Genomic DNA, 12018 nt, shown 5'->3' on the forward strand with positions numbered 1-12018 from the left:
AGAGTCGGATAACGGCGTTTCCTCATGTATCGCATGAATATCGCCATTTCAGATTCACTTTTGGAATCAGGAGACTGCCAAAAATATTTAACACTCTCGATACACCTTGCCAGAGTGAATCAGAATTTGTTAACCATTTGATGGCAGCCTCCAAATCAGGCAACGACTGGATCCGTATCGCGTAAGGGGGCGACGACTACCTTGGGCGGCGGAAAAGGGGAAGACTATGCGGGTTCTACTGATCGAAGACGACAGCGCGACAGCTCAAAGCATTGAGCTGATGCTCAAGTCCGAGAGTTTCAATGTCTACACCACCGATCTCGGTGAGGAAGGCGTCGATCTCGGCAAGCTTTACGACTACGACATCATTCTTCTCGACCTGAACCTGCCGGACATGTCCGGTTACGAGGTTCTGCGGACGCTGCGCCTGTCGAAGGTGAAGACCCCGATCCTCATTCTCTCCGGCATGGCTGGCATCGAAGACAAGGTGCGGGGCCTGGGCTTCGGCGCCGACGACTACATGACCAAGCCCTTCCACAAGGACGAGCTCGTAGCGCGCATTCACGCGATCGTCCGCCGCTCCAAGGGCCACGCCCAGTCGGTCATCGCCACCGGCGAGCTGATTGTCAATCTCGATGCCAAGACGGTGGAAGTCGGCGGTCAGCGCGTACATCTGACCGGCAAGGAATACCAGATGCTGGAGCTGCTCTCGCTCCGCAAGGGCACGACACTCACCAAGGAAATGTTCTTGAATCATCTCTATGGCGGCATGGACGAGCCGGAACTGAAGATCATCGACGTCTTCATCTGCAAGCTGCGCAAGAAGCTCGCAAACGCCGCCGGCGGCGCCAATTATATCGAAACCGTCTGGGGCCGCGGCTATGTGCTGCGTGAGCCCGACGGCAACGACTATCTCGAAACCGCCTGATTTCTGCACTCCGGGACCCAAGCATTCCCCGCATCTGCCACGCGCCCCGGTCGAAGCCGAACGAACCCGCCTCCCGAGGCGGGTTTTTTGCTGTTAAATGGATGTCGCCAAAGCCGTCGCATCAGTTCGACGAATTCGATCGGACGCGGCGCGCCTTGGCGCCTCTGCATCGGGCTGCACGTTCCCGCCTGTGAACAAGGAAAGCCGCGGCACCGCCGCGGCCTCGTCATCGTTCGTCATGGTCGGACTGCGTCTCAGGCGGCCATGGACTGGCTTGCGAACACACTGGTCAGGATTTTGCGGTCGAACGGCTTCAGCAGGAAATCATCCGCGCCGGCGCGCTTGCCGGCCATCATCTTCCGGAGGTCCGCCTCGACGACGCAATAATAGATGCGCACCGATGCGCCTTCAGGCAGGCGGCGGATATTGGCGATCAGCTCAAGCGCGCCGTCCAGACCGGCATCGACGATCAGTATCTTCGGCAGTTCGGCTTCACAGCGCACCAGCGCCTCGAGGCTGCTCGACGCTTCGGAGACGAGGAATCCCATGCCCGACAGAATGCGCTTCCCGACTTTCCTCACGACATCCGAGCTATCAGCAATCATCAAGCGCCGCATGTTCAACTCCTTCACGCCTCACACGCGCGTATCATCCATGAAGCAAGCCTATACGGATTTGGCAAAGAAACCGTTACGACCACTGCTTAACGCTTTCTTTCCGCTGTTGCTGAACCCGTCGATTGATCGCCGCGATTCCCTCGGATCCCCAAAGAAAATCCTCCGCGGCGAAAGCCGGCGGAGGATCCTATTCGTGGCATGTTGAGCAAAAGAGCGGCGAAGCCGTGAGCCCCTTAAGCCTCGCTGCGTGCCGTGAACACGATCTCTTCGCCATTCGAAACGACGTCGATCGTCATGCCGGCCTCCGCTGCCAGGAGGACCGTGTAATAGGGCTGGATCGAGTGCGCATCGATCGCCTCTTCCGGTGTGCCGGAGATGAGTTCCACGAGCTTCGGCGGCACGCGCATCATCCGTCCTTTTGCGACAAGGGTGAGGGTCGCGTCGAACTCCGGATTCTCGAGTGTCACATCGATCGAGCCGCCCCGCGGGATCGCGCCATAGGCGATCAGGAACAGGTTCAACAGAAGCTTCACCCGGTTCTTGGCGATGATCGCACGCGGGCCGTTCCAGTTGACCTCCGTCTTCTTTTCCGCCGCCGCAAAATCCTTGGCCGCCTTTTCCGCCTCGCCGGTGTCGATCGAGGCACCGACGGAGCCGGAGGCACCGAAGGCAAGGCGTGCGAATTTCAGCCGGACCGAGGCGTTGAGCGCACTGGTGCGGATGAGATCCATCGCATCGGCATCCGCGCCGCCCTCGTCGAGAAGCTCGAGACCGTTGTTGATGGCGCCGACCGGCGAGATGATGTCGTGGCACACCCGACTGCAGAGCAGCGCGGCCAGATCAGGTCCCGTCAACGTCAGGTTCGGATTCTTTGCCATCGTTCTTCCTTGCTCGGTTCCATCCGGTAACGGCTCGCGGGGGGATCCCAATGACAACTTCCGCACGGTCATGGCCGAGCCATGAAACGCGCGGGCGCGCCCCGTTTCGCAATAGGCCATAATGACATCACATTTGGTAAACCGATTGTTAAGATGATCGGTTCAAATTGTCTCAGCACCCCGATTTCAAGCGAATCTGGTGAAAGCGGATAAGGTGCGCTCGTTGAAAAAGCTAGTGCGTCCCATACGCATTCTTGTGAGAAACGGCTCATGGCGGAGCCGAGCACGCAAGCAATGCAAAAGCCGGCCATGACGGGCCGCACGGGGCCGCTTTCGCGCCTGACGGAGGAACCGATGCAGCCGATGATGACGACGACCCTGGTGGCTGTCCGCGCTATTCTGACCACGATGGCCCTGGTGGCCGGCATGCTGATCGCCGGCATATCCGCCGCCCAAGCCCAGTCTCCGAACAGAAGCCAATACACGATGCAGGAGATCGTCGATGCCGGCCACGGTTTCTTCGGCGAGACCTCCGGCGGGCTTGCCAAGGTCGTCGAGCGGGCCTTCGAACGCTACGGCCTCCCAAACGGCTATATTCTGGGGCAGGAGGGCTCCGGCGCCTTCATCGCCGGCCTGACTTACGGCGAGGGCGAGCTCTATACGAAGAATGTAGGACAGCACAGCGTCTTCTGGCAGGGCCCCTCGCTCGGGCTCGACTGGGGCGGCCAGGGCAGCCGCGCCATGATGCTCGTCTACAATCTTCCGAGCGTACCGGCCCTCTACAAGCGTTTTGGCGGCGTTTCGGGCTCGGCCTACGTGGTCGCCGGCGTCGGCATGACCGTTCTGACCGACGAGCATGTCGTTGTCGTACCGATCCGCACCGGCGTCGGCGCGAGGCTCGGCGTCAATGTCGGCTACCTCAAGCTGACGCAGCAGCCGACCTGGAACCCCTTCTGACACGCGAGCGACGAGGGCTCTTGCCTTCGGCACGTCTCGCGGATCTGAAAATGCGTGCAAGCTCGCGGTAATTGTTGCAGCATTCGAGCCATCGTGTTTACTGCGGAAAGAGCTGCCCAGCCGGGCGGCGGACGGCATCAGATCGGGTCCAGATTGAAACGGCCAGCACGTGATTGAATATGCGCTTCTTTTCGCCCTGGGTTTCCTGACGGCGGTGGTCATCGCACTCCTGGTCGCGCCGGCCATCCAAAGACGCATCGTCCGCTTCGCGGAGGACCGCCTGAAGGCAACGATGCCCTTGAGCCCGCAGGAGGTGCGTGCGCAAAGGGACGCGGCGCGCGCCACCTATGCCGCCGAAAATGCCAAGACAATGCAGACCCTCCGCCGCGAGCGCGACAAAAGCGTCGCGCTGATGCTGCAGAACGAGAGGACCCTCAAGGAAGCGCGCAAGTTGGCGAGCGAGAATGTCGAACTGCAGTCGCAACTCGCGGACATGAATGTCGAGGCGGCCGACATGCGCTCCACCATGCGGCAGCTCGAACAGCGTCTCGAACGCATGAGTGCGCTGAACAGCCAGGTCGACAAACACGCAGCGGAGCTCGATGGCCTCAAGATTGATCTCGCGGCGCGGCAGACCGAGATCGAGCACCTGAAGAGCCGGATTGCCGCGCTTCGCGATGAGCGCGAGGCGTTGCGCGCGGAGCTCAAGACCGAAAACGTACGCGCGCGGGAGATGGAGTTGCGTCTCAGTAGGGACGAGGGACGCATACGCCAGCTCGAAAGCAGACTTGCCCATGAAACGGCGGCCAATGCCGACCGCGAGAGCGCGCTCGAGCAGCGGGCAGCGGAGATCGCGAGACTGAAGACACGCGTCGAACTTGCCAACCACGAAGTGCGCAACGCCGCGAAAGCGCTTCGCGCTGCCGGCGTTAAGCCGCCGAAGCGGCCGCACGAGAAAAGCGCGGCCCATGTGAAGGGCGCGCCGGCCGCGGCGGAAGGCCTCGATACGACTGCGCTCTCCGAAGATCTCAGAAACCGTGCCACCGCCCTTTCGGAACGTCTCGTCAACTCGAAATCCACCGCCCACGACGAGGCACTGCGCCGCGAGGTTGCCGAGATTGCCGCCGGCATGGTGGCGTTGACCGCGATGCGCGAGGGCAAGGCCTCGCCAATCCATGGGCTGCTTGCTGGCGAGGATGCGACAAAGCCTGGAAATCGCCAGAGCCTGGCTCAGCGGGCGAAGGAAATGCTGCCGCCGGAATAGGCGCTGCTTCACGACACACAAGCGGCAAGTCGTCGAGAACTGCGAAAGCGCGCCCCTCAAATCCGCTCGTTGATCATCGCAACCTGGTGCAGCGCGATACCCGCAGCCATTGCCACGTTCAGGCTGTCCAGGCCCGGCCTCTGGCGGATGCGCGCGGTGCGGATTGCCGAGAGGATTGTCTCGGGCAGCCCCTCGCCTTCGGTTCCAACAAGCAAGGCGGTGCGCGGCGCCGGCGGAATCGCCGCTATGTCCATCTCCCCGCGCGGCGACAGGCCCCAAAGCGCAAAACCGGCGGCCTGCAGCTGTTCGATCAGCTCGGCCGCCGTACCCTCGCGCGCGAAGGGTAATGTCAGCACGGAACCCACCGAAACACGGATAGCCTTGCGATACATTGGATCGCAGCTCGACGCGTCCATCAGCACGGCATCGACGCCGAAGGCGGCGGCATTGCGAAAGAGCGAGCCCATATTGTCGTGGTTCGATATGCCGCATGCCGCGAGCACAAGGCTCGATGCAGGAAGCCCGGCAATCAGCGCGTCCCGCCCGGGCATCTGGTCATGCCGCCCGAGCGCCAGCACACCACGATGCATGTTGAAACCCGCGATTGCGTCGAAGACTCGCTCGTGCGCGACGAAAACGGGGATGTCGGCCGGGAACTCGGCAAGCACGTCGACAAGCCCGGCGACCCGGTTTTCGAGCAGCAGGATCGCCTCGGCAGCAATACCGCGCCGCGCGCGATGCGCGGCGGCCAGCATCCTGAGCACGACAGTACCCTCGGCGATGAAGCGGCCCTGCCTGCCGGTCAGATCGCGCTCCTTGATCGAAACGAACCCGGCTATACGCGGGTCGGCTGGATCTTCGATGCGGACAGGCGGCGGTGCCATATCGTCATTTGGTCCTGACCGTGACGTCGGCGACGATGCGCCCCGCCTTGATATCGAAGACGATCGCGCGCGGCTCGGCGCCCGGCAGGCTCCCGTAGAAGAGAACCTGCGAGCCGGAAAGCGCGACATTGCTTACGGAGAAGCCGGCTGGCAGCGCGGCGATTGCGTTCAACGGCGCATCGCCCGGGACGCTCACCGCTGGCTGGGCCGCCTCGGCCGGGCCGTCCGTGCGCGTCAGCTTGTAGACAATCGTGCCCAGGACGGCCATAAGCATGATCAGCATCACGCCGGCCGAGACGAGCTGCAGGCGCACCATCTTGCGGCGGACGTTCTCCATCGCGGGATCAAGGGGCTTCTCTTCCTGTTCATCGGGCTCGATTGCAGTCATATGGTCGGCTTTCTATCGGAATAAAAACGAATGAACGATCCCTTTAAACAAGCGACCGGCAATAGGAAAGTCCTGACGGCGGGCAAGGACGCCTCCGGACGGCTCGACGCCTTCCTGACGGAGGCGCTTTCAGGCGAGTTCTCGCGCAACCGCATCAAGGCCCTGATCGAGCAAGGAGCCGTTTCGATCAACGGTGCGACGATCGTCGAACCGAAACGGAAGGTTCATCCCGGTGACGTGTTCGAGATCGCCTTGCCCGAGCCTGAGGATCCGGAGCCCAAGGGCGAGGACATCCCCCTCGACGTGCTTTATGAGGACGACGACCTGATCGTGCTGGTAAAGCCTGCCGGTCTGGTCGTGCATCCGGGCGCCGGCAATTGGACGGCGACGCTCGTCAATGCGCTCATCCACCATTGCGGCGACAGCCTTTCGGGCATCGGCGGCGTCAAGCGACCGGGCATCGTCCATCGGTTGGACAAGGAGACAAGCGGCGTCATGGTGGCGGCGAAGAACGATGCCGCTCATCGCCATCTCTCCGATCAATTCGCGGACCACGGCCGCAGTGGACCGCTCGAGCGCGCCTACTGGGCAGTCGTCTGGGGGCGGCCCCGCCAGTTGAAGGGGACCGTCAACGCCCCGCTCGGGCGCGCCGGCGACCGAACGAAGCGCGCCGTCAAGCACGAGGAGAGCGACGATGCACGCGAGGCGATTACCCACTACGAGGTCATCGCGCGCTATCATGAGAAACCGGACGGCACCTGCCTCGCATCGACTGTCGAGTGCCACCTGGAAACCGGGCGCACCCACCAGATCCGCGTCCACATGGCCCATATCGGCCATCCGCTGATCGGCGATCCCGATTATGGCGCCGCCTTCCGCACCAAGGCCAACCTCTTGCCGGAACCGGCAAAAACCGTGGTCAACCGCTTTCCCCGACAGGCGCTGCACGCCTATATGCTGCAATTCGAGCATCCTTCGACGGGGGAGACCATGCACTTCGAGGCGCCAATGCCGGCGGATATGGAAGAACTGACCGCGGCGCTTACTGCATGTTTCCTTAAGCCGTAGCGATTTAAGGATAAAAACATGCAGCAACTCAAGGTGCTGCAGCGACCTTCGCGCGGCTTTCTGCCTGCACTGCGAAGGAGCGATCATGTAGGCCCTTGAATTTGCAACGAAGGATTCCAATTTAATAGGAGCTTCAAACCGCGACCTTTCCTTGCTCTGGCCTCACGACAGCGTGAAACCGGAGTCCTTGAATCATGCTTTCGCCGTACTTATCTTCTAGCCTCGTGGGGTCTGGATGAAGACCCACAGGCCCGGCCTGCCGTCCCGGAGGCCGGAGACGCACAAAGGGGGTGCTTCATGGCCCGCAATACTTTGCCGACCATTGCTGCTGGAGAGGGCGGTCTCAACCGCTATCTTGATGAAATCCGTAAATTTCCGATGCTCGAGCCGCAGGAAGAGTACATGCTCGCCAAGCGGTATCAGGAGCATGACGATCGCAACGCCGCCCACAAGCTCGTAACGAGCCACCTTCGTCTCGTCGCCAAGATCGCGATGGGTTATCGCGGCTATGGTCTGCCGATCGGCGAAGTCATCTCGGAAGGCAATGTCGGCCTGATGCAGGCCGTCAAGAAATTCGAACCCGATCGCGGATTCCGGCTCGCGACCTACGCCATGTGGTGGATCAAGGCCGCGATCCAGGAATATATCCTGCGTTCTTGGTCGCTCGTCAAAATGGGCACGACGGCCAACCAGAAGCGGCTGTTCTTCAATCTGCGGCGGCTGAAGGGCCGCATTCAGGCCCTTGACGAAGGCGATCTCAAGCCCGAGCAGGTGAAGGAAATCGCCACGACCCTGAAGGTCAGCGAGGACGAGGTGGTTTCGATGAACCGCCGCCTCTCCGGCGACGCATCGCTCAACGCGCCTATAAAGGCAAGCGAGGGCGACTCCGGCCAATGGCAGGACTGGCTGGTCGACGAGCACGACAATCAGGAAGAGATCCTGATCGAGCAGGACGAACTGGACAGCCGCCGAGCCCTGCTGGGCAATGCCATGAAGGTATTGAATGATCGCGAGCGCCGCATCTTTGAAGCGCGCCGGCTGACGGAAGAACCGGTGACGCTTGAGGACCTTTCGACCGAGTTCGACATCAGCCGCGAGCGCGTTCGGCAGATCGAGGTCCGCGCCTTCGAGAAGGTTCAGGACGCGGTCCGCAAGGCCGCGCTAGAGCAAGCTAACGCGCTACGGGTTGTCGAGGGCGCCTGATCCGCTCGCTGCCTAGTAACAAGAAGCCCCGGCTGGATGGCGCCCAGCCGGGGCTTTCGCTTTCTGTCCAAGCTCGTCCTACTGCCCGCTGGCTGCGGCGGCGCTTCCTTGGGAGCCCCAGGCCTGCAGAGCCTTGTTGAAGGCCTCGGTCCCACTGGCCCCCTTCTCGAGCGTCAGGAGCGCGCGGCGACCATTCCGGTAGGTGATCGGGATATCGATCCAGGTGCGACTGCGCAGCAGTTCGGTGTTGTTGCTCACCGCTTCGGCGAAATCATTGAGCGCGATCATGTGAAAATCGTCGGTGATTTTCGCCGGCACTGCGATCAGCGGATCGCCGCGATCCTGTTCGGTTCGCTTCATCGAAACGCGCTGGACGCCGTCGATGCTGCCGCCCTCGAAGTTTTCGGGCAGTGAGAACACGAACTCGATCACATGGCTTGCCGGCAGGGACGGATCGGCATTGCGCTTGATGGTCATCAGGGCCGTGAGGCCACGGTCGGGCACCGTGATCTGCGCCTGGATCGCGGGCTCCGGCTTGGCGTCGCCACCCGGCGATTCCTCCTTGATCGACCAGGCGACGGAGCCCGGGATCGCGGTCGGCGACGATTGACCGAGTCTCTCCTCATAGAGAAACATCTTCTCGCCATCGGCGATCGAGACCTCGGGCTGCGGTGTCTGGGCGGCGCCTTGCCCCGTTTCCGGCGAGGGCGCCCGATCGGCGGCAGCCTGCTGCACGCCAACGTCGGCGGTCTGCGGCTGTCCGGCCTGCGTCTGCGCGGCGACGGACTTGCCTTCCTGCGAGGCGGCCGTGCCGTTCGAGCCGGCCGGCCCCTCGTCCCGTTCGTTTCCGTCGGCAAGCAGGCGCTGGGTGAACTTGGTCGAGGCGCCCTCGGGCGGCGCGGCATCGTCGGGCGTGGCGGATTGCTCGGTAGGCTGGATCGCCGGCTCGCCCTCGCCGGCCGGAGTCGTCGGCGCCTCGGCAGGTTCCGCCGGCATGACCTTGGCGATCATGTCCGCGATCCAGGCGTTGCCGACGTCCCTGTTCAGCCAATAGGCATATCCGCCGCCACCGAGAAGGAGCGCGATCACGACGCCGATCACCAGTTGCTTGATGCCGAACCGGCGGGGTTTGGGCGTAGCGCGATAGGACGCTGGACGCGCGGGTGCCGGTGCCGTCAGAGGCTCGAAGCCTGCTTCATTCGCCTTGCCGTTCGCGGCCGATCCGTTTGTTCGCCCCTCTTCACTATAGCTGAGCAGATCGTCTATATGGTCCCAAGCGCTGCCGGCGCGCTCTTCCTCGTTCTTCGCCGCAGCCGGCTTTTCCACCGGCCATGACCATTCGGAGACATCGGGCTCTTCGACCTTGTCCTTCTTGCGTTCCTCTCCGGTGGCAAAAGGATCGCTGTCATCGAAGAACCACGAGCGCCCGGCATCAGCTTCGGCGCGATGTTCCGGTTGCGCCGTCTCGGGTTCGACCGGATGCATGCCCAGTCGCTCGGGCTCGCTCGCCTCTTCGTCGCGCGCCGTCTCGGGCGCCGCTTGCGGTTCGCTCGGCGATGCCGCGGGCGCTACATCTTCCCAATCGGGCAATGCCCACTCGGAAGGCTGCTCGGCTTTCGCCGGCGTTTCGGCGGCCAGAGGGGACTCGGCAGACGTCGGCTCTGGGCTTGTCGGTTCTGGCTGATGCGGCGCGGTCTCGGCTTGGTCGTCGCCAAAACGCTCCGGCTCGCCCTCCGTCGCAGTTGCTTCCTCGGCCGGAAATTCATGCTGAGCGTCGTGCGACGGCTGCGGCTCCTCGGTCGGCGCCTCCCGATCCGAAGTGGCGGGGATTGCGTCAACAGGCTCCTCGTCGTGAACCTCATGCTGCGCTTCCGCCTCCGACGTTTCGACGGCGGTATGGTCTTCGTAGTCCGGGACTTTGTCCTCGGCAGCCGGTGCCGGCTCTATGGCTTCATCACCATGCTCGGCCTCTGCGTAAGCCGGGACCGACGGTTCGGCTTCCGCCGGCACCTCTGCCGCAGGCTCCTCGGTCACTTCTTCGGGCGCCGCCTCCGAGGCCGGTGGGGCTGGGCTAGCAGGCTCCTCCACAAGCTGTGTTTCCGCAGCCGCCGGCTCGACCGTTTCGGTCTCTTCAATGGCCGGCAAGGCTTCGGCATTCTCGCTCTCGACCTCGGCGATCGCCTGTTCCAGCTTGTTGAGCTGGCGGTTGATCATGTCGTCCGACGGCCGCGGGTTCATGTTCTCGAGCTGGCGCCGCACGGCACTGCGCGCCTTCTCGTAGACCCTGCCTCGCATTTCCGGTGTGTTTTCCGACAGGCCGTCAACCGTCCTGCGAATAACTGCAACAAAATCCGCCATCAGAACTTTCTCAATTTCCAGACACGCAGCCGCAACCGCGATGCCGTTTGTTTTGCGCCGACACTAGTCCTCAAAAGGGTCCGTCACAAGTATCGTGTCGTCGCGCTCCGGGCTCGTCGAAAGAAGCGCGACCGGTGCTCCGATCAGTTCCTCGACCTGGCGAACATACTTGATCGCCTGCGCCGGAAGATCGGCCCAGCTACGGGCGCCGACAGTCGATTCCTTCCAGCCTTCGAGCGTAATATAGACCGGCTTTACCGAGGCTTGCTGCGCCTGACTTGCGGGAAGATGGTCGATCTCTTGTCCGTCCAGAGTATAGCCGACGCAAATCTTCAACTCGTCGAGGCCATCGAGCACGTCGAGCTTGGTGAGCGCGATGCCGGTAATGCCGTTTGCGGCAACCGACTGGCGTACGAGCGCCGCGTCGAACCAGCCGCAGCGACGCTTGCGCCCGGTGACCGTCCCGAACTCGTGTCCGCGCTCACCGAGGAACTGGCCGATCTCATCGTTGAGCTCGGTCGGAAATGGCCCTTCGCCGACGCGCGTCGTGTAGGCTTTGGTGATGCCGAGAATATAGCCGAGCGAGCCCGGCCCCATGCCGGAGCCGGCAGCCGCCTGGCCGGCTACCGTGTTCGACGAGGTGACGAACGGATAGGTGCCGTGGTCGATATCGAGCAGCGTGCCTTGTGCGCCCTCGAAGAGGATGCGCGCGCCCTTGCGGCGCTCCCGGTCGAGCAGCAGCCAGACCGTATCCATGAACGGCAGCACCCGCGCGGCGACCGAAGACAATTCATCCATGATCGCCTGGTGGCTGATCTCCGCCTCGCCGAGTCCGCGGCGCAGCGCATTGTGGTGGGTCAGCAGCCGGTCGACCTTCGCCGGCAGCGTATCGAGATCGGCAAGGTCCATGACGCGGATGGCGCGGCGGCCGACCTTGTCCTCATAGGCCGGCCCGATGCCGCGGCGTGTCGTGCCGATCTTGGTGCCGCTGTTGGAAGCCGCATCCTCGCGGAAACCGTCGAGCTCCCGATGGAGCGAAAGAATGAGCGTGGCGTTATCGGCGATGCGCAGGTTCTCGGGCGTGATCTTGACACCCTGGCCGGCGAGCTTGTCAATCTCCGCGATAAGCGCATGCGGGTCGATCACCACGCCATTGCCGATGACGGCGAGCTTGCCCGGCCGGACGACGCCGGAAGGCAGCAGCGACAGCTTGTAGCTGACGCCGTCGATCACCAGGGTGTGGCCGGCATTGTGACCGCCTTGGAAGCGCACGACGATGTCGGCGCGCTCCGAGAGCCAGTCCACGATCTTGCCTTTGCCTTCGTCGCCCCATTGGGAACCGACCACCACGACATTCGTCATAATTCTCTTCCTGTTCACACGCGCATGGAGAGATTGCGCTGTTCTCAAACCCGCGCATCTATACTGTGTTGTCTTTCGGAAAGCGACCCCGTTGTGACCTGCCGCCGGCCC

At 62.8% G+C, this 12018-nt stretch carries 11 protein-coding genes; 5 read left to right on the top strand and 6 right to left on the bottom strand.

Going from position 1 to position 12018, the window contains the following annotated elements:
- Nucleotides 1-226 precede the first annotated feature (226 nt).
- Nucleotides 227-928: a response regulator transcription factor CtrA gene (gene ctrA, locus M728_RS13065; RefSeq protein WP_026620251.1), complete on the top strand. Its 702-nt coding sequence runs from the start codon at nucleotides 227-229 to the stop codon at nucleotides 926-928.
- Between the two features lie 254 nt (nucleotides 929-1182).
- Here ctrA and M728_RS13070 read toward each other — a convergent pair whose 3' ends face one another.
- Nucleotides 1183-1545 (bottom strand): PleD family two-component system response regulator, encoded by a 363-nt coding sequence (locus M728_RS13070; RefSeq protein ID WP_026616418.1) that lies wholly within the window; start codon nucleotides 1543-1545, stop codon nucleotides 1183-1185.
- Between the two features lie 233 nt (nucleotides 1546-1778).
- Nucleotides 1779-2423 (bottom strand): histidine phosphotransferase ChpT, encoded by a 645-nt coding sequence (gene chpT, locus M728_RS13075; protein ID WP_026620252.1) that lies wholly within the window; start codon nucleotides 2421-2423, stop codon nucleotides 1779-1781.
- A gap of 354 nt (nucleotides 2424-2777) precedes the next feature.
- Here chpT and M728_RS13080 point away from each other — a divergent pair, with 354 nt between their 5' ends.
- Nucleotides 2778-3380, top strand: coding sequence for a DUF1134 domain-containing protein (locus M728_RS13080; RefSeq protein WP_026620253.1), 603 nt, complete (start codon nucleotides 2778-2780; stop codon nucleotides 3378-3380).
- A gap of 169 nt (nucleotides 3381-3549) precedes the next feature.
- On the top strand, nucleotides 3550-4644 hold the full coding sequence (locus M728_RS13085; RefSeq protein WP_026620254.1) for a hypothetical protein: 1095 nt from the start codon (nucleotides 3550-3552) through the stop codon (nucleotides 4642-4644).
- A 56-nt stretch (nucleotides 4645-4700) separates the two neighbouring features.
- On the opposite strand, the gene M728_RS13090 is transcribed toward M728_RS13085, so the two are convergent.
- Nucleotides 4701-5528 carry an RNA methyltransferase gene (locus tag M728_RS13090; RefSeq protein WP_026620255.1) on the bottom strand — a complete coding sequence of 276 codons (828 nt, stop codon included), beginning with the start codon at nucleotides 5526-5528 and terminating at the stop codon, nucleotides 4701-4703.
- A 4-nt stretch (nucleotides 5529-5532) separates the two neighbouring features.
- On the bottom strand, nucleotides 5533-5916 hold the full coding sequence (locus M728_RS13095) for a hypothetical protein (protein WP_026620256.1): 384 nt from the start codon (nucleotides 5914-5916) through the stop codon (nucleotides 5533-5535).
- Nucleotides 5917-5946: 30 nt separating this feature from the next.
- Here M728_RS13095 and M728_RS13100 point away from each other — a divergent pair, with 30 nt between their 5' ends.
- Nucleotides 5947-6984 carry an RluA family pseudouridine synthase gene (locus tag M728_RS13100; protein ID WP_026620257.1) on the top strand — a complete coding sequence of 346 codons (1038 nt, stop codon included), beginning with the start codon at nucleotides 5947-5949 and terminating at the stop codon, nucleotides 6982-6984.
- Between the two features lie 297 nt (nucleotides 6985-7281).
- On the top strand, nucleotides 7282-8187 hold the full coding sequence (gene rpoH / locus M728_RS13105; RefSeq protein ID WP_026620258.1) for an RNA polymerase sigma factor RpoH: 906 nt from the start codon (nucleotides 7282-7284) through the stop codon (nucleotides 8185-8187).
- A 78-nt stretch (nucleotides 8188-8265) separates the two neighbouring features.
- Here the strand turns inward: rpoH and M728_RS13110 are convergent, their stop codons facing one another.
- Entirely contained in the window at nucleotides 8266-10545 is a 2280-nt protein-coding gene (locus M728_RS13110; protein WP_026620259.1) for a hypothetical protein, read from the bottom strand.
- Nucleotides 10546-10608: 63 nt separating this feature from the next.
- Nucleotides 10609-11907 (bottom strand): adenylosuccinate synthase, encoded by a 1299-nt coding sequence (locus M728_RS13115; RefSeq protein ID WP_026620260.1) that lies wholly within the window; start codon nucleotides 11905-11907, stop codon nucleotides 10609-10611.
- Nucleotides 11908-12018: the final 111 nt, after the last annotated feature.

Source organism: Ensifer sp. WSM1721 (assembly GCF_000513895.2).
In the GTDB taxonomy this organism is placed as follows: Bacteria; Pseudomonadota; Alphaproteobacteria; order Rhizobiales; family Rhizobiaceae; genus Sinorhizobium.